The organism is Archangium minus (assembly GCF_044360475.1).
Lineage (GTDB): Bacteria > Myxococcota > Myxococcia > Myxococcales > Myxococcaceae > Archangium > Archangium minus.
The window spans coordinates 3,857,786-3,884,183 of record NZ_CP043494.1; the positions used below are offsets into that span (position 1 = coordinate 3,857,786).

The 26,398-nt window shown below is 67.5% G+C and carries 21 protein-coding genes; 7 read left to right on the forward strand and 14 right to left on the reverse strand.

What is annotated here, in order from left to right; all coding sequences use genetic code 11:
* The first annotated feature begins 50 nt into the window (after positions 1-50).
* A complete protein-coding gene (locus tag F0U60_RS15955) occupies positions 51-1,766 on the forward strand; it encodes a bifunctional metallophosphatase/5'-nucleotidase (protein ID WP_395820291.1) in 1,716 nt (571 codons plus the stop codon).
* Positions 1,767-1,832: 66 nt separating this feature from the next.
* On the opposite strand, the gene F0U60_RS15960 is transcribed toward F0U60_RS15955, so the two are convergent.
* Entirely contained in the window at positions 1,833-3,455 is a 1,623-nt protein-coding gene (locus F0U60_RS15960; RefSeq protein WP_395820294.1) for a carboxylesterase/lipase family protein, read from the reverse strand.
* Positions 3,456-3,611: 156 nt separating this feature from the next.
* Here F0U60_RS15960 and F0U60_RS15965 point away from each other — a divergent pair, with 156 nt between their 5' ends.
* Positions 3,612-4,568, forward strand: a complete 957-nt coding sequence (locus F0U60_RS15965) for a bifunctional 5,10-methylenetetrahydrofolate dehydrogenase/5,10-methenyltetrahydrofolate cyclohydrolase (protein WP_395820296.1) — start codon at positions 3,612-3,614, stop codon at positions 4,566-4,568.
* Between the two features lie 68 nt (positions 4,569-4,636).
* Here F0U60_RS15965 and F0U60_RS15970 read toward each other — a convergent pair whose 3' ends face one another.
* From F0U60_RS15970 to F0U60_RS15985, 4 genes are read right to left on the reverse strand one after another with little or no spacing between them, the layout of a single operon-like run.
* On the reverse strand, positions 4,637-6,139 hold the full coding sequence (locus F0U60_RS15970; RefSeq protein WP_395820299.1) for a NuoM family protein: 1,503 nt from the start codon (positions 6,137-6,139) through the stop codon (positions 4,637-4,639).
* Positions 6,139-7,563: an NADH-quinone oxidoreductase subunit L gene (locus F0U60_RS15975; RefSeq protein WP_395820302.1), complete on the reverse strand. Its 1,425-nt coding sequence runs from the start codon at positions 7,561-7,563 to the stop codon at positions 6,139-6,141. Before F0U60_RS15975 ends, F0U60_RS15970 begins: the two co-directional genes overlap by 1 nt.
* On the reverse strand, positions 7,550-10,939 hold the full coding sequence (locus F0U60_RS15980) for a YbcC family protein (protein ID WP_395820304.1): 3,390 nt from the start codon (positions 10,937-10,939) through the stop codon (positions 7,550-7,552). Before F0U60_RS15980 ends, F0U60_RS15975 begins: the two co-directional genes overlap by 14 nt.
* A gap of 26 nt (positions 10,940-10,965) precedes the next feature.
* A complete protein-coding gene (locus F0U60_RS15985; protein WP_395820307.1) occupies positions 10,966-12,612 on the reverse strand; it encodes a SulP family inorganic anion transporter in 1,647 nt (548 codons plus the stop codon).
* Positions 12,613-12,899: 287 nt separating this feature from the next.
* Here F0U60_RS15985 and F0U60_RS15990 point away from each other — a divergent pair, with 287 nt between their 5' ends.
* Both F0U60_RS15990 and F0U60_RS15995 read left to right on the forward strand, forming a co-directional pair.
* Complete coding sequence (locus tag F0U60_RS15990) at positions 12,900-13,508, forward strand: RNA polymerase sigma factor (RefSeq protein WP_395820310.1); 609 nt, start codon at positions 12,900-12,902, stop codon at positions 13,506-13,508.
* A 53-nt stretch (positions 13,509-13,561) separates the two neighbouring features.
* Positions 13,562-14,164, forward strand: a complete 603-nt coding sequence (locus tag F0U60_RS15995; protein WP_395820313.1) for a hypothetical protein — start codon at positions 13,562-13,564, stop codon at positions 14,162-14,164.
* 5 nt (positions 14,165-14,169) lie between these two features.
* Here the strand turns inward: F0U60_RS15995 and F0U60_RS16000 are convergent, their stop codons facing one another.
* Positions 14,170-15,036 (reverse strand): lysophospholipase, encoded by an 867-nt coding sequence (locus tag F0U60_RS16000; RefSeq protein ID WP_395820315.1) that lies wholly within the window; start codon positions 15,034-15,036, stop codon positions 14,170-14,172.
* A 33-nt stretch (positions 15,037-15,069) separates the two neighbouring features.
* Complete coding sequence (locus F0U60_RS16005; protein WP_395820318.1) at positions 15,070-15,891, reverse strand: methyltransferase domain-containing protein; 822 nt, start codon at positions 15,889-15,891, stop codon at positions 15,070-15,072.
* A gap of 127 nt (positions 15,892-16,018) precedes the next feature.
* Here F0U60_RS16005 and F0U60_RS16010 point away from each other — a divergent pair, with 127 nt between their 5' ends.
* Complete coding sequence (locus F0U60_RS16010) at positions 16,019-16,897, forward strand: alpha-ketoglutarate-dependent dioxygenase AlkB (RefSeq protein WP_395820320.1); 879 nt, start codon at positions 16,019-16,021, stop codon at positions 16,895-16,897.
* A 1-nt stretch (position 16,898) separates the two neighbouring features.
* Here F0U60_RS16010 and F0U60_RS16015 read toward each other — a convergent pair whose 3' ends face one another.
* Positions 16,899-18,191, reverse strand: coding sequence for an AAA family ATPase (locus tag F0U60_RS16015; protein ID WP_395820323.1), 1,293 nt, complete (start codon positions 18,189-18,191; stop codon positions 16,899-16,901).
* A 187-nt stretch (positions 18,192-18,378) separates the two neighbouring features.
* On the opposite strand from F0U60_RS16015, the gene F0U60_RS16020 reads away from it, so the two are divergent.
* Positions 18,379-20,592: a M4 family metallopeptidase gene (locus F0U60_RS16020; RefSeq protein WP_395820326.1), complete on the forward strand. Its 2,214-nt coding sequence runs from the start codon at positions 18,379-18,381 to the stop codon at positions 20,590-20,592.
* 63 nt (positions 20,593-20,655) lie between these two features.
* Here F0U60_RS16020 and F0U60_RS16025 read toward each other — a convergent pair whose 3' ends face one another.
* Entirely contained in the window at positions 20,656-21,618 is a 963-nt protein-coding gene (locus F0U60_RS16025) for a hypothetical protein (protein ID WP_395820328.1), read from the reverse strand.
* A 62-nt stretch (positions 21,619-21,680) separates the two neighbouring features.
* Between F0U60_RS16025 and F0U60_RS16030 the strand changes: the two genes are divergently transcribed.
* A complete protein-coding gene (locus tag F0U60_RS16030) occupies positions 21,681-21,881 on the forward strand; it encodes a hypothetical protein (RefSeq protein WP_395820331.1) in 201 nt (66 codons plus the stop codon).
* A gap of 269 nt (positions 21,882-22,150) precedes the next feature.
* Here F0U60_RS16030 and F0U60_RS16035 read toward each other — a convergent pair whose 3' ends face one another.
* The 5 genes from F0U60_RS16035 to F0U60_RS16055 form a co-directional block, all read right to left on the reverse strand.
* Entirely contained in the window at positions 22,151-22,783 is a 633-nt protein-coding gene (locus F0U60_RS16035) for a hypothetical protein (RefSeq protein ID WP_395820334.1), read from the reverse strand.
* An 81-nt stretch (positions 22,784-22,864) separates the two neighbouring features.
* Positions 22,865-23,224 (reverse strand): hypothetical protein, encoded by a 360-nt coding sequence (locus F0U60_RS16040; protein WP_395820337.1) that lies wholly within the window; start codon positions 23,222-23,224, stop codon positions 22,865-22,867.
* 166 nt (positions 23,225-23,390) lie between these two features.
* Positions 23,391-23,807, reverse strand: a complete 417-nt coding sequence (locus tag F0U60_RS16045; RefSeq protein ID WP_395820339.1) for a hypothetical protein — start codon at positions 23,805-23,807, stop codon at positions 23,391-23,393.
* Between the two features lie 163 nt (positions 23,808-23,970).
* Positions 23,971-24,420, reverse strand: a complete 450-nt coding sequence (locus tag F0U60_RS16050) for an ADP-ribosylglycohydrolase family protein (protein ID WP_395820342.1) — start codon at positions 24,418-24,420, stop codon at positions 23,971-23,973.
* Between the two features lie 348 nt (positions 24,421-24,768).
* Complete coding sequence (locus F0U60_RS16055; RefSeq protein WP_395820345.1) at positions 24,769-26,382, reverse strand: FG-GAP-like repeat-containing protein; 1,614 nt, start codon at positions 26,380-26,382, stop codon at positions 24,769-24,771.
* Between the last annotated feature and the right edge of the window lie 16 nt (positions 26,383-26,398).

Genomic DNA, 26,398 nt, shown 5'->3' on the forward strand with positions numbered 1-26,398 from the left:
CCTCGGGCGTCGTTCCGTGGGGAGGGATTTTCGGCTACGTCCCTCCTGCCATGCACCTCCTGACCCCTTCGTTCACTCGTCACCCGAAGCGCACCAAATCCCTCCTGCTGCTCGGAGCCCTGTTCTCTGGCTCTCTGCTCGTCCTCGACTCCGGCTGCAAGGGGGATGAGCCGGAGCCTCAGAACCGCCAGGTTCGTGTCCAGGTCCTGGCCATCAACGATTTTCACGGGAACCTGGAGGCTCCCACGGGCAGCAACGGCCGTATCGAGACGGAGCCGTCCAAAACTGTGAATGCGGGCGGTGCGGCGTTCCTCGCGCACCACATCTCGCAGCTTCGGGCGGAGAATCCCAATACGGTGGTTGTGTCCGCGGGCGATCTGATCGGAGCCTCTCCGCTGGTGTCCGCGCTCTTCCATGACGAGCCCACGATCGAGGCAATGAACCAGATCGGCCTGGACATCAACTCCGTGGGCAATCACGAGTTCGACGAGGGCTTCGGCGAGCTGCTGCGCATGCAGTCCGGCGGCTGCCATCCGGTGGATGGGTGCCAGGACGGCACGCCGTTCGGCGGCGCGAAGTTCAAGTTCCTCTCCGCCAACGTCTTCACGGATACCACTTCGAGGCGGACGCTCCTGCCGGCCTATGACATCCGCGAGTTCGACGGAGTGAAGGTGGCCTTCATCGGGATGACGCTGGAGGGCACTCCCCTGATTGTGAGCCCCACCGGTGTGGCGGGGCTGTCGTTCCAGGACGAGGCGGACACCGTCAACGCGCTCATCCCGGAGTTGAATCAGCAGGGCGTCAAGGCTGTCGTGGTGGTGCTGCACGAGGGTGGGTCGCCCGCGGGTCGGTACAATGAGTGCCCGGGGATCTCCGGTCCCATCGTGGACATCGTCAACCGGTTCAGCCCGGAGGTGGATCTGGTCGTCTCCGGCCACACCCATCAGGCGTACAACTGCGTCATCAATGGCAAGCGTGTGACCAGCGCGGCCAGCAACGGGCGCCTCGTCACGGACATCGATCTCGTCCTGGATGCGGCCTCGGGCGACGTGGTGGAGACGAGCGCGAACAACGTCATCGTCACGCGTGAAACCGCGGACACCACCGTGGAGACGCTGGTGAACGACTACGTCACCAAGGCCGCGCCGCTGCGGAACAAGGTCATTGGCAATACTCCGGTGGTGCTGTCTGCCCCCGTGCGTCCTCTCCCGGCGAACAGCTCGGGTGAGTCCGTGCTTGGCAACGTCGTCGCGGACGCGATGCTGGCGGCGACTCGCGACCCGGGGACGGGGGGCGCCGTCATCGCCCTCATGAACCCGGGCGGTGTTCGCGCGGACATCGACGCGGGGGACATCACCTATGGTGAGGTCTTCACGGTGCAGCCCTTCGCCAACAGCCTGGTGACGCTGACGCTCACCGGCGCGCAGATCGAAAGGGTCCTGGAGCAGCAGTTCCCGGCGAATGGCAGTCCTTCGATCCTGCAGCCCTCCGAGGGCTTCTCCTTCGCCTGGAGTGCGTCGGCTCCCCCGGGGAACAAGGTGGATCCCGCCTCCATCACCCTCAATGGCGTGCCCCTCGACATGGCGGCGGAGTACCGGGTCACGACGAACAACTTCATGGCCGCCGGCGGTGATGGTCTCACGGCGCTCACCGAGGGGAAGGACCTGCGCACCGGTCTCATCGACGTGGACGCCCTCGAGGTCTACCTGCGCGCCCACAGGCCGCTGACCGCGCCCTCTCTGGGCCGTATTTCCTTGGTGCCCTGAGAGCAACGGAGCGCCTCCTTCCCGCTGCGGCGGAGGCGCTCCGTTTCTCAGGCGGCTTCGCTCCGCCTACTTCGTGAAGAGGCTGTGCCAGAGCACGCGCTCCTCGCGCCTTGGATCATTCTCGATCCGGGGCGGGAGGTCGAAGATCAGGGTGGCGCGCTGCTCGGTGGTGTAGGCCGGCCACTCGGGCAGTCCGGGGTGATTCGGGTTGCCCGTGCGTGCGAAGGCAACCCACGTTGAGCTCATCTGCTCGGCCAGCTTGAAGCGCTCGGGGTCCTTTCCGGTGAAGCTGGGGACCAGGTCGGCGTTGTCGAAGACGAAGGGAATATCGAGCGCGTGCGTGGCCTTGAGCCGCCCCTCGAGGACCGGCGTCTCCCAGGTGAACAGGTAGACGTAGACGGGTGCGGCCCCCTGGGCCACCTTGCGATCCGCGACCAGGAGCGACGACGCCCGGAACATGTCGCTACCCGCGGAGATGAGTACGTCCTTGGCCGAGACCTCCGGCATGCGGCCGCGGTAGTGCTCGAAGACCTGATCCTTCGCGTCACCCGCCAACCGTCCCATGCCCGAGCGCGCCATGCCGTCGGTCATGAACCCCGGGAGCCCGTAGAGGAACAGCGTCATCTCGTCCCTGTTGCTGCCGATCAACAGCGGCACATCGGCCGAGAGGGTGGGGGCCGCCGGGTCGAACGGATTGCCGGGCAGGACGCGTCCATCCGCCACGGGGGTGAAGGGCGAGTTGAAGGTGAACGTCCCCTGGTTCTTCTTCAGGACCACGCTCTGGGCATCGAGCACCTTCTCCACGGGGAGGTTCTGCAGCGCCTCGAGGTCTCCGGACTTGAGCCCGAGCTCGCTCATCAGCTGTCCTGCTTGCGCGGCCGCCTGCTCCGGCTGCAACGCGCGCACGAGCGCACCGCTCTGGCTGATGGCCTTGTGGAACAGCCCCTTCGCCTCCGGCATGGCCATCACGAGCGTTACCTTCATGCCTCCGCCCGACTCGCCGAAGATCGTGACGTTGCCGGGGTCCCCGCCGAACGCGGCGATGTTGTCGCGCACCCACTGGAGCGCCGCGACGATGTCCAGCATGCCGGCATTGCCCGACGTCGTGTTGGCTCCGCCCGTGTACAGGTACCCCAGCGCCCCGAGCCGGTGGTTGAGCGTGACCACCACCACGTCACCGCGCCGGGCGAGCGCTGTTCCGTCATAGAGGGCGGCCGAGCCGGAGCCCTCCACGAAGCCGCCGCCGTGAATCCAGACCATGACCGGGCGCTTGCTGCCATCCGCCACGCCGGGGGTCCAGACGTTGACGAACAGGCAGTCCTCGCTGATGGCCGGGTTGTCGGGCGTGACGAGCGCCGCCACGACCTCGCGCGCGACCGCCGTGCCGATGGCACTGCGCTGGGCACAGCGAGGGCCGTACTCGAGCGCATCCCGGACGCCGCTCCACGGCTCGGCCGGCACCGGCGGCATGAAGCGGTTCTTCCCCGACGTAGGCCCGCCGTACGGAATTCCCTTGAAGACGCGGATGCCTTCGGAGAGGGCCCCGCGCACCTGGCCGCTCTTCGTATCCGCGATAACCGGGCCTTCATTCTTCAGTTCGCGACCCTTGTTCTCGGTCGCGAGCTTGTGGGCACAGCCACTCGCCAGGAGCAGCACGAGCATGCCGATGAGTCTGCTTCCAAATCGCATGTTCCCTTCCTCCTGGCCGGGTGCCATACCAAAATGACCCGCCGTGGACAGCAGCCGCGTCATCCGAGTTGACTTCGGGAAGGCCGGACGATCAGCGCTGGCGTCGACACCCAGTAGCCCGGTATAGGCAGCGCCATCACGCGAGGTGAACAGACGATGGCTGTGCTCCTGTACGGAAAACCGGTGGTGGAGGAAATCGAGCGGCGGCTGATGCCTGAGATCGACGAGCTGAAGGCTCGCCACGGTACGACTCCAAGCCTGGTCGTGGTCCAGGTGGGAGACGATCCCGCCTCGACCCGGTACGTGGGCCGGAAGATCCAGTCCTGCGAGCGGCTGGGGATGCGAGCACAGCACGTCCTGCTCAGGTCGGACATCGGGCCCGCCGCGCTCCGCAACGAGGTGGCGCGGATTGGAGCCTCGAAGGACGTACACGGCGTGCTCGTGCAGCTCCCGCTCCCGCGGCAGATCGAAGACCCGGACGCGAGCGGCGGGGCGGATCCCATCGACAAGTTCGACGTCCTGGACGCCATTCCGCCCGAGAAGGATGTGGACGGCATCGCCGCCGGCACGGTGGCCGAGCTGTACCGGGCGCGGACGCGCCGCCTCACGTTCCTGCCGTCCACCGCGCTGGCCGTGAAGCGGCTGATGGACTACTACCGCATCGAGACGCGCGGCAAGCGCGCGGTTGTCATCGGGCGCAACGACATCACCTCCAAGCCCATCATGCTGATGCTCGGCGGACGCATCTGTGATGCCTCGGTGACCTGGCTCCACCGCCACGTCTCCAAGGACATCCAGGAGGAGGCGCTCGCGAAGGCGGACATCGTCGTGACGGCGGTGGGCCGCGCGGACTACCGCATCACGCGCGAGATGCTCAAGCCGGGAGTGGTCTTCATCGACGTGGCCACGCGGGTGACGGAGTCGGGCAAGCTGGTGGGTGACGCGGACTTCGAGCCGGTGAGTGAGATCGCGTCGGCCATTACTCCCGTCCCGGGTGGCGTGGGCCCCATCACCGTGGCGGCGCTGATGGAGAACACGGTGCGCGCGGCACGGTTCGCTGCGGGGGCGGGTGGCCTTGGCTACACGTTCCATCAGGGCCCGGCTCAGCCCTGAGTCGCTGAGCGTCGTTGAGCGCCGCTGCCGCCGCACCCCGAAGAGGAGGGGCGGCGGCCTTCGTCGGTTTACCGCTCGGCGTGGGCTCCTCCCGGCTGGATCGGGGCCACGCGCTCCACCAGCGACTGCACCTGGGACTCGCGCAGGCGCAGCAGCGGCCCGGGCATCAGCCCGCCCACGAACACCAGCGCCACCATCCCAAGCGCTGCCCACCGCTCACGCGGCAGCAGGTCCTCCACGGTCTCCAGCGTCGTCGCGTGTCCGTGGGCTGGCGCTCCGAGGAAGGTGCGCTGGAAGGAGCGGAAGAGGGTGATGCCGTTGATGGCGGTGGTCAGCAGCAGGGGCAGCGCCACCAGCGGGTGGGCCTCGAGGATGCCATGGAGCAGGAGGTCCTCGCCCACGAAGCTCAGCGTGCCTGGAAAGCCCAGGCTGGCGAAGCCCAGCAGGAAGAAGAAGGCCGCCATGCGCGGGCTGCGGCGCACGAGCCCGCCCAGCCGCGTCATGTCCGTGGTGCCGGTGCGCACCTCGATGGCTCGCACCACCAGCATCAGCCCCGTGAACGCGATGCCCGCGGCCACACTCTGAAGCAGTGTCCCGGCGATGCTCTGGGTGTTGTCCATCGCGAGCCCAGCCAGCATCAGGCCCGACTGGCTCACCAGCAGGAAGCCCACCATGCGCCGCAGGTCCACCTGTGCCAGCGCCAGCACCGCGCCATACAGCGCGCCGCCCAGGCCCAGCGCTCCCAGCAGCGGCTCGGCATGGGTCCACTGCGTTGGCAGCAGCGGCATCACCACGCGCACCAGCAGGTACAGCCCCGCGTGCACGTTCACCAGCAGGCTCAGCCCGAAGGGACCCCGCGCCATCAGGACGGGCAGCCACGAATGGAAGGGCACGACGGCCATGCGCACGCCCACGGCCAACAGCAGCAGCCCGAAGAGGAGCTGCTGCCACGGGGCCGGCACTCCGCGCGCGAGCAGCTCCGTCAGGACGAACGGCGTCTCTACCCCCGCGCGCCAGCCCACCACACCCACCATCGCCGTGGCGACGAGCAGCGGCAGCGTGCTCGCGAGCATGTAGGTCCGGAAGGTGCGCAGCGCTCGCGCTTCCGGCTGGGCTTTCGCACTGCGGGAGACGAGCACGCCCAGCGGCACCAACATGGCCATGAAGAAGGCAAGCATCAGCGCCAGGTCCTGCGCGCAGAAGAAGCCCAGCGTTGCGCTCTCGGTGAGCAGCAGCACGACGAGCGTGCTTCGGTCCAGCGCCTGCCGCGGGCCGGCCATCAACCCGAGGGTGATCAGCGCGCTGAGCGGCAGCGCCAGCACGCTTGCCCCGTCCACGCCCAGCGTGAACACCATGCCGAGCCATGGCACCCGGAACCACGACTCCAGCAACTGGGGTCCTTGCTGCTCGCTCCGGAAGAGGAGCACCGCGGCGGCTGTCAGGGCCAGGGTGAGTGTCGCCACGCCCGTAGCCGCCTGACGGGCTCGCGCGGGCTGCCGCACCCACCGCAGCGCCACCGCGCCCAGCACTGGCAGCACCACCAACATCGAAAGAAGAGGAAGGGTCCGCATCACAAGGCTCCTGTCGACTGACCGCCCGACGATTGCTCCGCGGGCCTCATCTCGGGCTGCTGCGGGGGAAGGGCCGGCTCGTTGCTCGGCATCCACCCGCTCAGCGCGCCCACCCAACGCCGCTCCGCCCTGTCCATCCCCTGGCCCACCCGGAGCAGCGGACCGGTCACCCACCGCGCGTACAGCACCTCCAGCCCGAAGCGATCGAGGGCCAGGCGATAGAAGCGCCGCAGCACTCCCTCGGGCAGGACCTGGTGCGCCACCGCAACGGTGGGAGGCTTCGCCGCGCGCAGGGCCGCGCGCCGAGCCTGTACCTCGCGCAGCGCCGACGGAGCCCGCAGCAGCTGCAGGCACCGCAGGCAGGCGTGCGCCACCAGGTGCACCAGCGCCAGCCGGTACAGCCCCAGGCCCACCTCCGCGAACATCAGGCCCACCTGCGTGAGGACGCCATATGCCAGCGAGCTCTTCACGTCCGTCTGCACGCGCCACACCAGCGTGGCGTGCATGGCCGTCAGCAGACCCACCCCCACCAGCGCCATACGAACCACCGGTGCGTGCTCCAGCAACGGCTCCGCGCGCAGCAGCAGGTACAGGCCCGCGTGCACCGAGAGCGCTCCATAGAAGAGGGCGCTCGAGGGCGTGGGACCCTCCATGGCGCGAGGCAGCCAACTGCTGAAGGGCAGCTGCGCCGACTTCCCCATGGCCGCCACCATCAGGCACAGCCCCAGCACCGTGGCAGGCACCACGCCCAGCGTCACCGCCGGGCCCGGCCAGGGCCGATCCCCGAGCGCGTCCGCCCACTCGGCCGATCCCGCGAAGTGGTGCAGCAGCACCACGGCCACCAGCAGGCCCATGTCACACAGGCGGTAGATGGTGAAGGCCCTCAGCCCCGAGCGCACCGGCGTCGCCCGCTCGTGGAAGAAGCCGATGAGCAGCGCCGACGTGAGGCCCACCAGCTCCCAGCCCACGAAGAGCAGGTCAATGCTGCCGCTCTCCACCAGCAACAACATCCCCGTGGCGAACAACGCCAGCAGCAGGAAGAAGCGCGCGAAGCCGGGCTCGCGGTGCAGGTAGTTCACCGAGAACCGACCGATGAACAGGGTGATGGCGCTGGTCAGCACCATCATCGTCACCGACAGCCGGTCGACGAAGAACGACACCATGAAGCTGTAGTCGCCGGCGGAGAACCACCGGCCCACCTCCACCTCCAGGACGTCCTGGTGGTGCAGCAGCAGGCTGGCCGCCGTCACCACCGAGCAGCCCAGCGACAACCACAGCGCTCCCAACACCCACCGCACCACCGTGCGCTCTCGGGGCGCGCGGTGCACGAGCATCACGCCTCCCAGGAGCAGGAAGGCCAGCAGGGGCCAGAGCGGTACGGTGGCCGCGAGCCACCCCACCTCGAGGACTTCAATGCGCGACATGGACGGACTCTCCAGAAGAGGTGGGGACGCGGCGCGTGGCGGCCGGGCGTCCCTGGAAAAGGTCGATCAGCGCCGGGGGCAGGAAGTCTCGCTGCCCGCGGTACCACTCGGGCGAGGCGGCCACCACCGGCAGTGGCTTCCGGGGTGGGGTGACCGGCTGGAAGCCCCGGGGCGTGAAGCGTTGCTGCTCGCCCGTCACCGGATCCACGCTCACCAGCTGCACCCACTCGTTGCCGATGAGCTCGCGGAGGCCGGGCTGGCGCTCGTAGATGCCCGAGAGCACCGCCACGCTCGCTTCCACGACGATGAGCAGGCGCACCGGCTCGTGGATTTCGATCATCTGCCGCGGCAGCCCCGTGCGCAGGTCGCTCTCCACCCCATCCATCACCCCGAGCAGGCCGGTGAGGTTGTGGGGCAGCTTGGTGCCGCTGCCGTAGCGGTCGTTGTCGATGCAGGAGAAGTAGTACTCCAGGTTGATGCCGGCGCCCACGGGACCCGCGGCCAGCAGGATGCGCTCGAGGATGGAGCCGGTGGCGTCGCGCGTCGGATCGTACGAGACGAGGAAGGCGCGCCGGTCCAGGAAGAGGCCACGGGTGAGGGAGCGGCGGCCCACGATGCAGGAGGCGTTGGTGACATGGCCGAGCTCGGGACGGGCCTGGCTGAGATCCGCCGCGCGCTCCTCCACGTGCCGCAGCGCCGCGGCCGGGGAGAGGCTGAGCGGAGCGGACTCGAAGCGCCGGCAGCGCTCGTGCGCGGAGAGGGTGCGCGCGGTGTCCAGGGCCTTGCGCAGCTCGGCCAGCTCGCCGCGCAGGGACTCGGGCACGGCGTCCGTCTCGTAGAGCACCACCTCGTCGGTGGTGGTGTTGTGCTGTCCGCCAATGAACCAGGTGGTGTCGGGGATGTGGATGCCGCGCTCGCGCAGCTTCGCCCGCACCTCGGGCCGGTTGGCCATCTCCGCGAAGAGGCGCGCGTTGGGACCACCGTGGCGGCCACCGCAGGCGCCGCAGTCATAGGCGGACTGGTGCGGGTTGTTGACGCTCACCGCGCCATGTCCCAGCACCACCACCAGCCTGCCGAAGCCGTCCACCAGGCCCAGGTTCTCCAGCGAGGTGGCCACCCGCGCCGCCTTCTCGGCGATGGTGAAGCCCCGCGCCTTCTCGGTGACGGCGGCCGCGGCGGCGCTCTCCGCCTGCTCGCGCAGGCTCGTCAGCCGCGTGCGCGGGGTGGGCAGCATCTTCGCGGCGAGCGCCCGACGCGCCTGTGGCACGGAGCGCGGGAAGAAGATGTGCAGGGGCAGCAGCAGCGCGGAGAGCAGGCCCAGCAACGGTGTCAGCAGCCAGCCGAGCTCCAGCGCGTGCGTGCCATTGTGCAGCCAGTGATCGAAGCGGGCCCACAGGGCGCGCAGCCGCGCGCGGGCCTCGGCCTGGTGTCCGTGCTCCGGATGGGGGTGCTCCTCCACCACGTGCGCGGGGGTGACGACCACCGGGCAGAGCGCGGCATGGCTCTCGTCGTCCAGGCCCCGGTAGTCGATGGCCACGCCGAAGAAGCCCGCGAGGCCGAAGGTGTCGTGCCGCGGATCGAGCTCCTCGAAGTGCCGGCGGATGGCCTCCTCGCGGTCATCGATGCAGAAGATGGCCTGGAAGCGCGGCGCGCTCACCGTGCGCGCAGACTCCGGGCGGAGCCGGTTCTGTGCGAGGCCCTGGAGGATCTCCATCCGGTAGTGGTGCTCGTAGGCCTCCTGCCACACGCGGCGGCGCGCCTGCGCGTCGAAGGTCTCCAGCCACGCGAGCAGGGCCTGGCGTCGGGGCAGCGGGAAGTCGGTGACCTCCATCGCCGAGAGCCCCGCGAGCTGCAGGAGCTGGAAGAGACGCCAGCTGCCCTCCTCGGCCGGGCGCTCCAGCGCCGCGGGCTGGTGGGCTGCCACGCGCCGCGCGTGCTCCATCAGCCCCGACAGAGGGCCGCGGTAGTCGAGACGCCGCCGGGCCACCGAGCGCAGCGCGTAGCGCTCCAGCGTCAGGCGGACGGCGAGGAAGTCCATAAGCCGCGCGGGAGGCGAGCCAGCGGGCCGGTCCGCGGGGTTGGTCTCCAGCCGGTTGAACATGCCGGCCCAGCCGGGCAGCGCGAGCAACACCCGGGTCAGGTAGGGCTCCCACTGCGTCTCGGGCACACCGAGCTCGTCGAGCGCGGCGAGCACCACGTCGCGCGGGGAGCTCCCCGCCTGCGCGAGCTGCTCCAGCTCCTCTTCCAGGCCCTCGAGCCAGTCCGGCAGTACGCCGAGTCCGGTGCGCTTGAGGGCGCTCCATGCGGCGTACAGGCCGTGCTCGCGGTTCGGCATGTTCCAGTGCGACACGCCCTCGTCCAGGAAGGCCGAGCAGGCCCGGATGAGGTGGGGGTTGACGAGCTCGTTCACGTCCTCCCCGGTCGCCGTCCGCAGCACCTCTCGGTGGCTGCGCACCTCTTCCTTCTCCAGCTTCTCTTCTTTCCGGGCCTTCGCCGGCAGCAGCGGCATGCGGCAGGCTGACCAGAGGGCGCTCACCGCGAAGGTCTCCGGCTGCCGCTCCAGGCGCTCGCGCAGCGAGGAGTGGCTCCCGTCTCCACCGAAGACCGCGGCCAGGGCATCCACGGCGAGTGTCGCCTCGGCGCCCAGCCAGCCTTCCACGGTGAGCACTGTCGTCCCCCCGCTGAGCCGGGCCTTCACCTGCTCAACGTAGGCGGCGGCCAGCGTGTCGGGGATGCCCAGCCGGCGCAGGGCGGCCTGTGGGGCCATGGCACGGCGCGGCTCGGCGGCGGCGGCGCGGATGGCCTCCTCCATCGAGGGCTCCAGCAGGGCCACTGCCAGGTCGGTCATCGTCCAATCCCGCCCCACGCGCCTCATCCACTGACGCAGCCCCGCGGTGGAGTGCTTGAGCAGCCGCTGGCGCGCTGCCTCCGGCACGTCGGGACGGAGCCGGTACGAGGCGGAGAGCTCAGCCAGGCGCCAGCGCAGGGATGCGGCCGTCTCCTCGGGCAGTGGGTGGAGCAGGGCCAGCAACTCCAGCTCTATATTGGAGAGCGAAGCAGGCGCCATGTTCGCCTGGGTCTCTTGCGCCTCACGCTCAGCCAGGGCTGCCTTTAGATCCTCGTCGGTGATGCGACCGCGCCGGTACAGCTCGCGGTAGCGCGACTCGGGAAGGTAGGCCTCGGTCTCGAAGGTGGCGCTTGCGGTGGCCAGCGCCTCGTGGAAGGGCAGGTGCTGGAAGGCGTGCAGCGTGTTGTGGTGCACGAACACGCCAATGGGGCCCTGGGCCGGCAGCAGGTGGCCCGCGTGGGCCAGGACATCACTCAGCCGCTGGCCGCGGTCTGCCGCGGGCGGGGTGGGGGAGTGGGAGTGGCTCATGGGTGTTTGGGGGGAACGGGTTCAGCTCAAGAGGAAAGTCCCAGAGTGCTCTTGGGTCCCTTCTTGCGCGCGGACAGCGGGTGAGCGGAGAGGCTGCGGTGCTGATCAAGCCCGCGGATGTGCAGGTGGCGGCCCTCACGCGAGAACTCGCCTTCCAGCTCGTGCAGCCGCTCCATCACCGTGTGGTCCACCAGCTTCGCGTCCGTCAGGTCCACCTCGACGTGCTGCGCCTGGGCGTGCCTCGCCAGTTGCTTCTTGAGCTTCAGGAAGTTGGTGAAGACGGCCGCGTGCCGCACGCGCAGCACCACCTGTCCCTCCGCCTTGTGCTCCTCGATCTCCGGGCGGAAGAGGCCTGCCAGCGGCGCGCCATTGAGCAGGTGCACCACCACCTTCAGGACAATGCCCGAGGCCACACCCACCAGCAGGTCCGTGGCCAGCGTCACGCCCAGCGTGAAGGTGAAGATGATGAGCTGCTCGGCGCCGATGCGGAACGTCTTCACGAACTCGCTGGGCGAGGCCAGCCGCACGCCCGTGAAGACGAGCATGGCGGCCAGCGCGGCCAGCGGAATGCGGTGGATGAGCATGGGCGCGAACGCCACGAACAGCAGCAGGAACAGGCCGTGGAAGAAGTTGGACAGCCGGCTCTTGGCCCCGTAGCCGATGTTGGCCGAGCTGCGGACGACCTCGGAGATCATCGGCAGGCCGCCGATCAGGCCCGCGAGCAGGTTGCCCGCGCCGGTGGCGAACAGATCCTTGTCCAGGTTGGAGCGGCGCTTCTCTGGATCCAGCATGTCCATCGCCTTGGCCGTCAGCAGGGACTCGATGCTGCCCACCAGCGCGAACATGACGATGTACTTGATGGACGCGGACGTGAAGACGGCGGAGAAGTCCGGGAAGGTGATGGCCGTGAGCAGGTTGCTCGGCAGGTTCACCAGGAACTTGGGGCCCACCGAGAAGACCTCACTGGAGAAGGTGAAGGTGTGCTCGTGGTCCAGGTCGAAGACGACGCCCAGGGGCACCGCGACGAGCAGCACCAGCAGCGGCGCCGGCACGCGCTTGAGGACGGCGATCCGCTTGGACAGCATCGCGTGGCCGAAGAGGAGGAGCAGGCTGATGACGCCGATGAGGGCGATCTCCGGGTTCAGCTTCCCCAGGCTGTGGGGAATCTCCGCCAGGAGGTGGATCGGCTCCTTGGCGGTGGGCGTCACACCGAGCAGCACGTGAATCTGCTTCGAGCAGATGGTGACGCCGATGGCCGCGAGCATTCCGTGCACCACTGACGAGGGGAAGAAGTCCCCCAGCGTCCCAGTTCGCAACGCCGCGAAGAGAATCTGCAGGACGGCCGCCACGACGATGGTCGCCAGCGCCCGGCGGTAGCCGAGCTGCGCATCGCCGCCGCCGAGGTCCGTTACCGCCCCGAGCGCGATGACGATAAGTCCCGCGGCGGGGCCCTTGATGGTCAAGCGGGCGCTCCCCAAAAAGGAAGAGACGACGCCGCCGATCACCGCGGTGAGGATGCCGGCCACGGGCGGAAAGCCGCTCGCCAAGGAGATGCCCAGGCACAGCGGCAGCGCGATGAGGAAGACGAGGAAGCCGGAGACGATGTCGCTCTTCCAGGCGGAGCGGCCCTCGGACTCGGTGCGAGGAGAAGAAGGGGAGTGTTGCGGCTGCATGGGGGCGAACCTCCTGATTCACGCAGGCTGGCGGCTGTTGAGGGTCGCCATGGCCTTACGAAAGCAGGGGGACGGAACGAGTCCTGTGATGGTTCCCAGGCTTGCTTCTTTTGTGTTTTTTGAGGCGGGTTGGTCTTTATCTAGAAAAGCGTGCAAGCCCTGGGCAGATCGGGATTCGAAATGAAACCGGACGAAAGTCGGGAACCAGCGCGTGAGTCATTCCGTCTGATGAGAAAAGTGGACACCCGGAGGTGTGACGAGTGTGTCGCACCTGGGGTGGAGCGGAGATGAGCGAGGGCGCGAGTACTGAAGGGGGCGAGGAGAGAGGCGCGCGGGCGCGCTTCGAGGCGGAGGTGGAGCCCCTGCTCCCACGGCTCCACCGTCTCTGCATGACCTTGTGCCGTGACAAACAGGAGGCGGAGGATTTGCTTCAGGATGCCCTGGTACGAGCCTTCCTCCACCGGGACAGCTATCAGCAGCGGGGCTCCTTCTTCGGGTGGCTCTGCGGCATCGTGCGCAACCAGTTCGTGGAGAGTCGGCGCGCGGTGTCACGGCGTCGCTCGTTGCTGGACTCCGTCCTGGAGGGGGCCACGTCGGTGCTCGGCTCGCTTTTTACGGGAGGGACCGAGCAGCCCAACCCGGAGACCCAGGTGTGTCAGTCGGAAGAGGCGGAGCTGCTCATGAGGTGTTTGCATTCTCTGCCCGAGAAGTTCCGATTGGTGGTCCTCCTGTGTGACGTGGAGGAGCTGGGGTATGAAGAGGTGGCGGAATCCCTTGGCCTTCCGGTGGGGACGGTGAAGAGCCGCCACTTCCGGGGCCGCGCCCAGTTGGGGGAGCGCTTCAAATCCATGGTGGCCCAACAAGCGCAGGTCGTCAGCGCGGGAGAACGTTCGTGAGCTCGAATGATGGAAAGAACCTTCCTCCTCTGCCCGAGGAAGTTCGATCCGCCATGTCGGCGCTTCGGAAGGAGCGGCCCTCTGGCCGTTTCCAGGTGCGCCTTCAGGCGGCACTTCAGGAGGCCGAAGCGGCCAAGGCCTCGAGCACGGCTTCCAAGCCGGGTCGCCGCAAGGGGTTGTTCGAGCGCACCCATGCCTATCACCCCGAGTTCCGGATGCTCCTGGGGGCCGCCTTGGCCTGTGCGTTGCTCGTGGTGGCGGTGCGGATGGACGGAGTGGACAGCGTGATGGGCGGCTCGGAGCTCCAGGGCGAGATGCTTCCCTCCCGGCATGTGTCCTTCCAGATACCCGGGGAGGGTGCTGGCTGGTTGGAGCTTCCCTGGAACCATGGCGTGCACTCCGGAGAGCCAGCCACGGTCCGGCTGGAGGCGCCGGCCGATGTGAACTTCCATCAGCACGCCCAGCACCTGCCCGCGCTGCAGCTCGTGGGCTGTGATGAGGCGCGCTGCGTCCACGAGTTCACCGCCGACACCGGGGCCTCCGCCCTGCCGCTGCGGGTGCGCATCGACAAGCCCGGGCGGTACGAGTTCCGTGTCTCGCATGCCTCGGACGTCCGCCAGGTGCATGAGCACTTCGTCGTGGTCGCGGACCACTGAGCGCTTCAGGGCCGTGCAGCCTCGGGCATGTGCGAGAGCAGATGTTCCTCCACCCGTTGGAGCACCTGCTCGTAGCCTGGATCGCTGTGGGGCTCGTGGTAGCCGCCGGGGACCAGGTGCAGCGTCTTGTCGGGGTAGCTCACGGACTCGAAGAAGCGGCGGGTACCGGCGGCGGTGTTGATGCGGTCCTCCTCCCCATGGAGCAGGAGCAGCGGGAGGCGCAACTCCGCGGCGTGGGCCTTCACCCACGCGCCCGCGTCGAGCGCCTCCGCGGCCCAGCGCACCGAGCACCTGCGGTGGACGAGCGGATCCCCCAGGTACTGGGTGATTCTCTCGCGATCCCTGCACAAGGCCTCGGCCTCGAGGGGCACGTCGAGCGCGAAGGTCGGCCAGAGGCGCGAGAGGATTCGCGCCGAGGCCACCAGCAGCGGAGTGGCCACGCCCACGGACTCGAAGGGGGGGCCGCTGATGATCGTCCCGCTCAGGCCCTCTGGGTGGCGCAGCACGTAGTCCAGGACGACGAGCCCGCCCATACTGTGGCCGTAGAGGAAGAGAGGCCGGCCGGGCTCTCGGGTGGAGATCCTCCCGAGGAAGGCCTTCACGTCCTCCCGGTACTCCGACCACGACATCAGGTGGCCCCGCTGTCCCGGGGATCGCCCATGCCCCCGGAGATCGAGCGCGTACACCGCATGGCCTCGCGCCACGAGGTAGTCGACGATGTTCTTGAATCGACCGCTGTGCTCGCCGATGCCGTGGATGATGGCCACCGCCGTGCGCGGCTGACCCGGGGGCCGCCACGCCTGGTAGTACAGCTTCAATCCGCCCGCGCTCTCGACAGTGTCTTCCGTGTGCTCCATCGACATGGAATCCATTTTAGGCGAGGGCTCCTGGTGGGGGAGGGCGCCTCAGTCAATCGGCTTGATGCCGCGGACCACCATGCCCGTCACCGCGCCGTAGAAGCTCCCTTCTTGGTCTCGCTCCTTCATGAACTGGAGCCACTCCGCCACCTCGTTGGCGGTCGCCACTCCCGACTGGACGGCCTTCCCCAGGATGGGATGAAGGCCGAACGCCTCCATGGTGCTCAGCGTCCAGGTGCCGGCTACCGGAGTGACGGACAGCTCGGTGACCCCGAGGGAGCGGAACAGGCCTGGAATCCGCCGGCCCACCCACGGATTGCGGAGCTGATCCGCCCAGAAGTGCACCAGCTTCCGGACCACGGCCCGGTCCGGCCCGTCCAGCACCAGGCTGTCCATCTCCGGTTCGAAGAGCACCACCGTGCCCCCAGGTCGTGTGAGCCGCAACAGCTCGCTGAGCGCCTGGCGGGGATCTTCCAGGTAGATGAAGACGCGGGAGGCGCGGCATCCATCAAAGCTCTCCGAGGGGAAGTCCAGCTGGTGGATGTTCCCGTGTCGGAACTCCACGGGCAGTCCCAGGCCTTCTGTTCTGCGGCGCGCCTCGGCCACCATGGCCTCGCTCAGGTCGACCCCCGTCACCCGGCCGGTCCTCCCGACCAAGGCGCCTAGCTCTCGGGTGACATCACCCACCCCGCAGCCCGCATCCAGGACGTGAGCGCCCTCACATGCGCCCAGCAGGCGATGCGTCAGGCGCTGTATCTCCTGCACCTGCTGGGTGGCGTTCAGGTTGTCCAGGAAGCGGACGGCCTCGGTGGAAGCTTGGGTCCGGTCGATATTGCGAAAGTCCAACGCAAGGCTTGCTTTGTCTGCCACGGGTAGCCCTCCCTTCCGCTCCTTGCGTTGGCGGCATCCGGGTGGATCACGCTCTCCGTGAATTTCGTGAGACTGTCTTAGGCCCGACGATGCCCCGCCCTCTGAGCGCTGTGGTAGTGGAGGGGCCATGGCTCCTCCTCCCCGCTACGGCCGCTCCCTGGCCCACAAGGCCCGCCAGCGCACCCCGGGCCACCATTACAACGCGAGCTTCCTCTCGGCGGCGGACCGGGCGGAGATCCTCTCCTGGCTCGGGACCCTGCACCCGCTGTGGGAGGAGCGTTACTCCAAGCACTTTCCCCCTCCGCCGGGGCAGACGCAGCGGCGGCTGCTCCGGCCGGTGTACTGGCTGGGTAACTGGCAGTTCGCGTGTCTCGACTACTACCGCCCGCCGAAGGGCGTGAAGGACCGCTGCGTGAAGGCCGAGCCCTTCCCGGCGGTGCTCCAGCGTCAGGTGGAGAAGGTGGAGCAGCTCGCGCGCCGCATGTTCCGCGGCCCGGACATGCCCTCCGGCTGGCACCTCAACACCTGCCTGGTGAACTTCTACGGCAGCCGGCTCGAGGACGGGCGCTGGGTGGACACGGCGCGGGTGGGCGAGCACAAGGACTTTGAGCCAGGACCGGTGGCCTCGCTGTCCTTCGGCGAGCGTGCGCTCATCCAGTTCGTCACCTCCACCCGCCCGGGCGAGCGCGATGAGGTGGTGTTGGAGCAGTGGCTGGATGACGGTGCGCTGCAGCTCTTTGGAGGCGCGCGCTGGAAGGAGCAGACCTTCCACCGGGTGCAGCGGGTGGACACGCGCGCGGGCCACACGCTCCCGCCCGAGATGCCGGACTTCAAGACCCGGCGCATCAACCTCACCTTCCGCTACGTGCCGGACGCGCACGTGACGCCCTTCGCGCTGCTGTCTCCCGAGGCTCGCGAGGACGTCTTGCCCTATATGGAGACGCTCGCCCAGCACAGCGCCTTCTTCCGAGCGGAGCTCGAGCGGGCGCGGAAGGCGGGGGCCTGACTCACCACAGCCCGTGCTGGCGCAGCAGCGTGCCGAGCGGGGTGTCTCCCCGCTGGTATGCCCCGAAGAGCCGCGTGGCCGTCTCGGGCGTGGGGTTGGACCAGACCTTCCACTCGCGTCCGTCTTGGAGCGCGGTCCCACAGTGGATGAGCGAGGCGCGCACCTCCTCGGCGGAGCCGAGCGGCACATGCTCGAACGTGGCCGGGTTCTGGCTGGTGACGAAGGACTGCCGGGGGCTCAGGTGGCGAAGGCAGGCCTCGACAAAGCGAGGGTGCAGCCCGTTGGCCAGCTCGTCCGCGATGACGAAGTCCTCGTTGAGATCCAGGTAGTAGAGGAAGGACAGCAGCCGCTTCTGTCCGTGGCCGAGCTGCTCCTGGGACAGCACGGAGCCGTCGCGCCGGGTGAAGCCGCAGCCGAAGTGGCCGAACTCCAGGCGCTCGCCGCCCTCGTAGCTCCGCTGCTTGAGCAGCTCCACGCGGAACTTCCCCGCGGTGAACCCTGCCAGGGAGACGAAGCGCGCGAGGAAGCCCTGTTCGAGCTCGTCGTGGCGGATGTCGATGAAGCCGGCGGAGAGGGCCTGCTCCGTTCGATCTCTCAACAGCCCCGGCAGCCACCTGGGCAGCGACATCAGCCCGAGGGGAAACACCTCTTCGCCCCGCAGCTCCATTCCATACTGCGTGGTACCCATCTGCTGGAACATCCCCAGGGACTCGTCGAAGCGCGCGGGAGCCATCAGGAAGGTGCGGCGGAGGAGCTCCTTGAGCCGCTCCCGGAGCTCGGGCTCCAGCCGCTGGGCCGTCATGAAGAGCACCACCCACACGGTGCGGTCCAACAGGGACCAGTGCATGGTCTGTGAGTAGGCGGGTTGTCCATCCACTTCCCAGGACACGCCCACAGCATCCGAGCGCATCACCAGCAGGGTGGAGGGGGACTCAAGCTGGATGCTCAGCTCCATGAAGGGCTCGAGCTCCGGTCCTTTCTCCTGGGAGCGCGGAGGCAAGAGCGCCAGGTCCTCGCGTGAAGCGCCCCCGGTTGGAGCGGCGGCGGAGGGTCGTGCGTTCCGGACGCGGACGTGCAGCTCCATCCCAGGGAAGGAGAGGGTGTACTCCAGTGAAAACTCCTCTCGGATGAGCCCGGAGAAGTCTGAGGCGAGGACGCGCGAGAGCAGGTCCAGCAGCGTCGTCCTGCCGGTGCCGTTCTCTCCGATCACCAGGTTGAGTGACGGGCTGAACACGAGCTGCGTTCCAGGTGCGACGTCCCGGTACCCGTGGATGTTGAGCTTTGTGAGCTTCATGGAGGGCTCTCGCCAGGAGAATGAAAAACTGAGCAACGTGCCAGCTCGTCCTAAGGCAGCCAAGCGACTTCGCGTTCGCGATCACACACAGCAATCAGAAAAAAACCCTGCAAAACATCATGGTGCCTTGAAGCCTATGTAACAGGTATGTCAAGAAAGCTCCTTCTTTCATCGGGGGGAGTGCTTCGTGATCAACCGGTTCTCGAGGACGTTCTTTGCGGTGTGGCTGGGTGCCAGCCTGGCCGCGTGCGGTGCGATGCAGGAGGGCGAGCCGCCCGTGCAGGCGGGCGATGACGCCGACATCCAGTCCGCGCTGGCTCGCATCCAGGGCGCCCGGGTGCTGGGCACTGACGGGGAGGTTCCCTACTTCATTCGCGGCCAGCTCGGCCGAGCCTTGCGGAAGCAGGGGCAGCTGCGCTCCGCTGCGGAGGTGGACGTGCGCGAGGCGCTCGCCCTGGTCGCCCCGGTGTTTCGGCTGAATGAGAATGACCTGGTGCTCAGGCGCGCCACGGTGGATGCCCAGGGCCACCGACACCTGCGCTTCCAGCAGCTGAAGAACGGCCTCCAGGTGGTGGGCGGCGAGCTCGTGCTGCACGTGGACGCGGCGAACAATGTCTACGCGGCCAACGGCTCGGCTCGGGACGGCTCGAAGGTGTCCGCTGAGGCAAAGGTCGCCCCGGAGGCGGCGCAGACGGTGGCCGTGGAGGGCTCCACCGCGAGAGGCGCTTCTGCCAGCGACGCGAAGCTCGTCTACCTGCGCTCCGAGAGCGGCTCGGAGCCGCGGCTGGCCTACGAGGTGCGCGTGAAGGGGACGCGTGAGGGCATGGCCGCCGATGACCTCGTCTATGTGGACGCGCAGCGCGGCGGCATTCTGTTGGTCAACCCGCTCATCCACTCCGCGCTCAACCGCAAGGTGTACTCGGCCAACAACGGCTCGAGCACGCCGGGTACCCTCAAGCGCAGCGAGGGCCAGGCCCCCATTGGCGACGCGCACGTCGACATGAACTACGACATGCTGGGCGCCACCTATAACTGCTACCAGACACTGTTCGGCCGCGACTCGTATGACAATGCGGGCGCTACGCTTATCAGCACCGTCCATTACGGCAGCAACTACGTGAATGCCTATTGGGACGGCACCCAGATGGTGTACGGCGATGGAGACGGCGTGGACTCCATCGAGCTGGGCAAGGACCTGGACGTGACCGTGCACGAGCTCACCCACGCCGTGACGGACTCGGAGTCGAACCTCATCTACTCGGGTGAGTCCGGTGGCCTCAACGAGTCCATGTCCGACATCTTCGCCGGCGTGTGCGAGAGCTGGACGCGCAACTGGGCCGTGGACGCGGATGTCTTCATGGTGGGCGAGGACATCTGGACGCCGGGCACCGCGAACGATGCGCTGCGCTACATGGACGATCCAGCCAAGGATGGCGTCTCGCTCGACTTCTACGCGGACTACGCCGGGCAGGACGTGCACTACAGCTCGGGCATCAGCAACCTGGTGTTCTCGCTGCTGTCCAAGGGCGGCACGCACCCGCGCGGCAAGTCCAGCAACACGGTGCCAGCCATTGGACCGGAGAAGGCCGGCCACATCTTCTACAAGGCCAACACGGACCTGTTCACGGCCAGCACCACCTTCGAGCAGGCCAAGACGTACACGGTGCAGGCGGCCGAGGCGCTCTACGGCGCGGGCTCGGCCGAGGCCGTGGCCGTGAACGAGGCCTGGAAGGCCGTGGGGGTGCCTCCTCCTCCGCCGGTGGTGACCGCGCTGACCAACGACGTGGCGGTGAGCGGCCTCTCCGGCAGCTCCGGCAACAAGAAGTACTACTCGCTCGAGGTCCCTGCCGGTCAGTCCAGCCTGGTGTTCGACATCAGCGGTGGCACGGGTGACGCGGACCTGTACGTGCGCTACGGCTCCGTCCCCAGCTCCAGCACCTACGACTGCCGTCCGTACAAGGGTGGCAACCTGGAGAGCTGCTCCTTCACCAACCCGCAGGCCGGCACCTGGTACGTGATGCTCAACGCCTACTCGGCCTACTCGGGCGTGACCCTCAAGGGCACCTATGGTGGCGGGAGCGGCGGTGGTGGCACGGGCTCTCCTGTGACCCAGACGGCCAGCGGCAGCGTGGCCCGGCGCCAGAACGTGAACTTCGGGCCCTTCAGCGTGCTGGCCGGCACCACCTTCACGGTGACCATGACGGGCACGGGCAACCCCGACCTGTACGCGCGCTTCGGCTCGGCGCCCACCACCAGCAAGTTCGACTGCCGCTCGAACGCGTCCGGTGCTTCCGAGACGTGCTCGCTCACCGTGCCGTCCGGCCAGAGTGCCGCTTACGTCATGGTGCGCGGTGCCTCCGCGGGCACGTACAACCTGACCATCTCCTACACCCAGCCGTAGCTTCGGCGGGCAGGATGGGTTGAACGGCGGGCGGCTCTCCTCGAGGGGGCCGCCCGTCGTGCTTCAGGGGTGCTGGAGCCGCACCTTGCCGGGGAGCTGGCGCAGCAGGTTCAACAGCCGGAGTGACGAGTGAACGCTGCCCTGGATTTCCCAGGGGTCGATCTTGTCTCCGCCGTTGGTGAACTGGGGCGAGAGCACGAAGACACGCACCCGGGCGCCCTCCATCATCCCGTGGAAGCGCGGGTCGCGCAGGAGGCCGCCGCTCAGCCGCAACTGAGGCGCGGGCTGGAAGTAGTCGAGGTCCAGCGACACCCAATCCGCCTCGACCACGCCGGGCCGGGCGAGCACCTGGCTCCAGTGCAACTCCGAGGTGTCCACGAACCAGGGGACGAGCGTGGAGAAGCCCACGTCGCGGCCAGTCATTCGGGAGGACGGCTCGGCCTTGGCGGTGGTGAAGAAGATGTCCTGCTCGGTGAGCACGGGAGCCGAGTCTTCCGGCCGCTTCAGTCCCTCGAAGAGCTTCCACCAGGTGGCCGCCTGAGGGGGCACGCGCGCCTCCAGGTAGCCGTCCTTGCACCAATCCGAGTGGCGATCCGCGTGGAAGAGGGAACGGGGCAGCTCGCCGGTCGTCCGGTAGTGGTACAGGGCCACGTCGAGCATGTGGTGGTCGCGCAGCAGGTAGTCGGCCTGGCCGGAGTGGCCGCGCATCACCAGGACGTTGCCTCGGAGTACCGAGTCCATGTCCCGCATCGAGATCGCGCCGCGCCAGGGGTGCTCCTCGAAGGTGAGCTGCTGACCCTCGTAGGGCTTCTCGCCCGCGTCTCCGACCACATTCTCCGGACCGGACCACCGGTGAATCCGCTTCTCGAAGCGGTCCGCCTCGTCGGCACCGAGGACCTCGCGGGCGACCGCTCGGATGTCACTCGGGAGGCCCGTGGCGGGAATTTCCGGGGAGAAGGCCGCGTGGAGCTGGAACGCGTAGGCCGCGTCGGTGGGCTTCTTCCAATCGGAGTACCGGATGAGCACGTGCGGGATCCTCGCAGGTCGCCTGCCTGGTGACCAACGAGGCCTGGCGGCGGAGACGGTAGATGACCGGAAACACCGGCGCCGTCACGGAAATTGCGGAGCTCCGCCGCCCCCGCCTCCGCTGGCCCGGTATCACCCTCCGGGAGATTCAAAACCCGGAGCTTGGTGAGTGTCTGGAGTTCGAGCTGTCCATGAGCTACTCGCAGGTAACGGGTGCCGTGGATGTCCAGGGTCGCTACGTCTCCTTCCCACTCCCAGGTTGAGGGCTCCCTCAAGCGACAGGTGCCCGCGCCCGTATTTACAGGGGAAATCCACGACTGCGCGGAGTTCGCGCTGTGGTGCAACTCGCTCGTGCCTTCGGGCGACTGGTTCCTCTTCAGCGACCGGGGTTACCTCCACTTGGAGCTCCACACCTCCGTGGGCGGACATTGTCCGGGCCTGTACTGGGAATGTGGAGGCTTCCCCCGAACCGGATAGGCGATAGAGCCGGGTCGATGTCAGCGGATTTGAAACGGCCCCGTCCTCACGGCGCTCAGAACACCTGGCTGCATTTCTCGATGATGAACGTACCGTTCTCCAGGAGCTCCTTCTGGAGCGCGGCGTCTCCTGGCTTCAGCTGACTGCGCGCCACGAGGTCTGGTTGCCTTCGAGAGCGCGCATAGCACTCCTGCGTGAGGGCCGCCCCTTGCGCGCCTCCGTGGTCGAAGACGAAGAAGTCCGGATAGGCCTCGACGAAGCGCACCGGGTACGTCTTGCCAACCCGTGGATGGAACCCCTCGACCTCGGGCGATTGCAGGATGTTCGTCTCGAGGAACTCGATGGGATGGAGCTCCTCGCTGCCCCGTCGCTTGAGGAAACCGACGAAGTTGTGGAGCCGCCTTTTATTGACGAACGTGTTCGAGGGTTCCTGGCGGGAGAGGAGCACCTCGCCCTCCACCCCGTTGCGCTGGACCCAGACAGCCAGCGTGTCGAAGCCCGCCACCCCCAGGTAGACATACGCCGCCAACAGGGCCACGAGGAGCACGCCACCTGCCTTGGCGCGGGGGGCCGCTTTTCGGAGGAGTACCCCCGCCGCCAGGAAGGTGAGAACCGCCACCCCGAACAGGATGCCGTAGTACTCGTGAACGAACTTCAGAACGGAGAACAGCCACTTGGATGCCAGCATCTTTTTTGGGTCTATATCCAGGTTGCATTTCCTCGGGCCAGGGTAGCGGGTCGAACCTGGCCCTACAAGTGGGGGTCTCCTCTATTCTCCCGGGCTGTCTTTGCTTCTCTTCCTTCGACGCTCCACGATGGTGAAGGGGAAGAGGGCTCGGTGATTGATGTTCCGGTAGTACGCCGCCAGATAGTGCTCCCCCCTGATCTGGATGACAGTCTGAGCCGGGGGCTCCGCCTTACTGTCGAACCAAGCGGTTGCCTCTTCTCGCGTGTTGAACGTTGCCTCAGCCAAGGGGAGGCCGTCTTTCGTTATCTCCTCGATGTAGAATTCGAGAGTCGGGTGCGGGGCCAGCGTGCGGATGTTGCTCTCACGGGAATGCATGACGATGTGGTATTCGTCTGAGATTAGCACATAGGCCAGATCGGGCGGCTTGGGGGTTGCGCTCAACCATGCCTCTGCTTCGTCGCGCGTTTTGAATGCAGCGACTACTCGGGCTGGGGCGTCGGATTGGACGTCTTTTCGATAGTCCTCGAACTCACCAGACTGGCCATTCGTCCAGAGGAGTGGCGGCTTCGGCGGAGGATGTTCCAAGAGCTCCGAACAGAGGCCCGCGTCAGAAGTCCAAGGACATGCCTTCTCCCGTTAGCCGTACCTCCGCGTACGTCGTGAGTTGCCGAGTGGTGGGGGCGATGAATCCCGGGCTGCGGGTCGTTATGCCCAGGGTGTTGATGCGCACGCTCCGGTCCGAGCCCGTCAGGATGGCGTGGGGAATCAGCACGCTGAATTCGATCAATTCGGCATCCGCCGCGTTCGATTGGAGGACGATCGTCACCAGCTTGCCGATGCCCACATCCACCTGACGAATCTCGTCGCCACTCGCGTTCACCTGCCGCTGGCGATCGCGATACTGCATGCGTGGCTCACCCGTGAAGCTGGTTTCCGAGAAGTTCACATGAATATCCTTCCCCTTCAGCTCGAAGTGGTTGGGAGAAAGGATCGCGCCCTGCTGAGTGGGTTGTGCCTGTTCCATGGCTCTGCCTCGCTTGTCTGGACGGCGCCCCACGAGGAGCTCCGCTCGTCTGCTTAGGCAGAGTCGCTCGTGCGAAGTTGTGACATGTCCGAGCCGTGGCTTCTGTGGTTGATTGATTCACCTGTGGGTGTGGGCACGAGGGGGCGCTCGCCAGCTTCCGGGCTCAACGCGCGGCGGACGCGAACCGCTTGGAGATTCTCTCGAGTCGTTCTCGCGCGAATACCTTTTCGTAATCCGCGGGGAACTTCAGTTCGCCATGCAGGAAGGCGGACATCGTCGCGACGATGGAGCCGATGCTGTCGCTATCACCTCCAAGCTCGACGGCGCGGAACACGCTCTCGGGGAACCGGTCTTCGAGCAGGAAGCTGCCATAGGCCATGACCAGTGTTTCAGGTGCGTAGAATCCGCCCCTCGGGGACGCCGCGAGGATTCCTTCTCGGGCAAGGGTGTTGCTCTCGATGGCCGCGGCAATCGGGCCAAGAATCCGGCTGGTGACAGGTTCGGCATCCAGGCGCCGTTCATATTCGAGCGCATCGGTATGAGCCTTCAGGATGATGTCCTTTGGAGCCGACGAACGGGGTTCACCTTTCCGTGTAGCGAGAAGCCGTGACAAGACATTCCTGTGCACGAGGCTGCTGACAACGGCCTCGGGGGCCGCTCCACGTGCCCGCCGGATGCTCTCCCAGGAAGGGGTTGGTCCGTGTGTCCTCGGGGCGGTCCAGGCTTCCGGGTGGCAGGGGCGGCTTCTTTTCATGTGGCAATCCGGCGGCATCTCCGAACGCAACCGCTGGCAGAAGGTTCTCGCCCACGACATGTCGTTTCATGGCCGTCCCCTACGTAGGTGCTCGAACGGAGTGCGTGGGCATCTTCTCACGACGGCTGGCGCACCGCGCATCGTGACGGTGGCCAGCTCGTCGTGGGTTCTCCTGGCGGGTCCTTCGACCCGCCAGGGCGCCAAGCATCAGTTCAGGTGCGCATGCACACCCGCGTTGCCGAAGCCGACGATGTCGGCACGGCCGTCCCCGTTGACATCCGCGGCGGTGCGCGGGTGCTGCTCCACGCGCCAGCCTCCAGCGTCGTAGCCGAAGTCAGCCAGCCAGTACTGAGACGGGGCAAAGCTGGTGCCGGTGGACAGCGCGACAACCACGCCCTCATGGCCAAAGCCGACGATGTCGGCACGGCCGTCCCCGTTGACATCCGCGGCGGTGCGCGGGTGCTGCTCCACGCGCCAGCCTCCAGCGTCATAGCCGAAGTCGGCCAGCCAGTACTGAGACGGGGCAAAGCTGGTGCCGGTGGACAGCGCGACAACCACGCCCCCATGGCCAAAGCCGACGATGTCGGCACGGCCGTCCCCGTTGACATCCGCGACGGTGCGCGGGTGCTGCTCCACGCGCCAGCCTCCGGCGTCGTAGCCGAAGTCGGCCAGCCAGTACTGAGACGGGGCAAAGCCGGTGCCGGTGGACAGTGCGACAACCACGCCCCCATGGCCAAAGCCGACGATGTCGGCACGGCCGTCCCCGTTGACATCCGCGGCGGTGCGCGGGTGCTGCTCCACGCGCCAGCCTCCAGCGTCATAGCCGAAGTCGGCCAGCCAGTACTGAGACGGGGCAAAGCTGGTGCCGGTGGACAGCGCGACAACCACGCCCCCATGGCCAAAGCCGACGATGTCGGCACGGCCATCCCCGTTCACGTCCGCCAGGGTGCGCGGGTGCTGCTCCACGCGCCAGCCTCCAGCGTCATAGCCGAAGTCGGCCAGCCAGTACTGAGACGGGGCAAAGCCGGTGCCGGTGGACAGCGCGACAACCACGCCCCCATGGCCAAAGCCGACGATGTCGGCACGGCCGTCCCCGTTGACATCCGCGACGGTGCGCGGGTGCTGCTCCACGCGCCAGCCTCCGGCGTCGTAGCCGAAGTCCCGGCTCCATAGGGCGTCACCATAGAGCTGGATGACGCCCGCGATGTCGGTCGCACTCAGCTGCCCGTTCCCATTCCAGTTCGGGTTGCAGTAGTTCATCACCGACTGGAGGTCCCAGGCTCCAATCATCAGGTTGCCGTTGGGGCCCTGCGCGGGCTCGGAGCAGGTGGACGGCCGGTCCGGGCGGTTCTGCTCGTGCGCGAAGCCGAGTGCATGTCCGAACTCGTGCACCGCGATGGCTCGGATGCAGAACTCTCGTGTGGACTGGCAGCTCGGGCTCCAGTTCGCGAAGGTGAAGTTGAGCTCCATGCCATTGACGTAGCCGTCCAGCCGGCTGCCGAGTTGCTTCACGTGAGGCCCCGTGTCCGCGATGCGGATGCGGATGCCTCGTGAGGTTGAGGTGCACGGGCCCCAGTCGACGAACTCGACCGTCGAAACACTTCCCCACGTGCTGTTGGCTGCATCCTGCACCCAGGCCCGGGCGGTGGCGTCCGCGGTCGTCGGGTTCTCCCAGCAGACGCTGATGCGTGGAGAGCCCCAGATCGAAGTGGTGTCGACGTAGAGCTCGCTCTCATCCGTCGTGCCGAAAGGCTTCTGGGCGACGGGCGCCTGGGTTTCTTCGCTGTCACCACATCCAGAGGTGAGGAGGGATCCCGACAACGCAAGGAGGAACGGT

What these genes read in the sequence shown, in the direction of transcription:
- F0U60_RS15955 (WP_395820291.1), top strand. Translation starts at nt 51, where the DNA reads ATGCACCTCCTGACCCCTTCGTTCACTCGTCACCCGAAGCGCACCAAA.
- F0U60_RS15960 (WP_395820294.1), bottom strand. Translation starts at nt 3,455, where the DNA reads ATGCGATTTGGAAGCAGACTCATCGGCATGCTCGTGCTGCTCCTGGCG.
- F0U60_RS15965 (WP_395820296.1), top strand. Translation starts at nt 3,612, where the DNA reads ATGGCTGTGCTCCTGTACGGAAAACCGGTGGTGGAGGAAATCGAGCGG.
- F0U60_RS15970 (WP_395820299.1), bottom strand. Translation starts at nt 6,139, where the DNA reads ATGCGGACCCTTCCTCTTCTTTCGATGTTGGTGGTGCTGCCAGTGCTG.
- F0U60_RS15975 (WP_395820302.1), bottom strand. Translation starts at nt 7,563, where the DNA reads ATGTCGCGCATTGAAGTCCTCGAGGTGGGGTGGCTCGCGGCCACCGTA.
- F0U60_RS15980 (WP_395820304.1), bottom strand. Translation starts at nt 10,939, where the DNA reads ATGAGCCACTCCCACTCCCCCACCCCGCCCGCGGCAGACCGCGGCCAG.
- F0U60_RS15985 (WP_395820307.1), bottom strand. Translation starts at nt 12,612, where the DNA reads ATGCAGCCGCAACACTCCCCTTCTTCTCCTCGCACCGAGTCCGAGGGC.
- F0U60_RS15990 (WP_395820310.1), top strand. Translation starts at nt 12,900, where the DNA reads ATGAGCGAGGGCGCGAGTACTGAAGGGGGCGAGGAGAGAGGCGCGCGG.
- F0U60_RS15995 (WP_395820313.1), top strand. Translation starts at nt 13,562, where the DNA reads ATGTCGGCGCTTCGGAAGGAGCGGCCCTCTGGCCGTTTCCAGGTGCGC.
- F0U60_RS16000 (WP_395820315.1), bottom strand. Translation starts at nt 15,036, where the DNA reads ATGGATTCCATGTCGATGGAGCACACGGAAGACACTGTCGAGAGCGCG.
- F0U60_RS16010 (WP_395820320.1), top strand. Translation starts at nt 16,019, where the DNA reads ATGGCTCCTCCTCCCCGCTACGGCCGCTCCCTGGCCCACAAGGCCCGC.
- F0U60_RS16015 (WP_395820323.1), bottom strand. Translation starts at nt 18,191, where the DNA reads ATGAAGCTCACAAAGCTCAACATCCACGGGTACCGGGACGTCGCACCT.
- F0U60_RS16030 (WP_395820331.1), top strand. Translation starts at nt 21,681, where the DNA reads ATGACCGGAAACACCGGCGCCGTCACGGAAATTGCGGAGCTCCGCCGC.
- F0U60_RS16035 (WP_395820334.1), bottom strand. Translation starts at nt 22,783, where the DNA reads ATGCTGGCATCCAAGTGGCTGTTCTCCGTTCTGAAGTTCGTTCACGAG.
- F0U60_RS16045 (WP_395820339.1), bottom strand. Translation starts at nt 23,807, where the DNA reads ATGGAACAGGCACAACCCACTCAGCAGGGCGCGATCCTTTCTCCCAAC.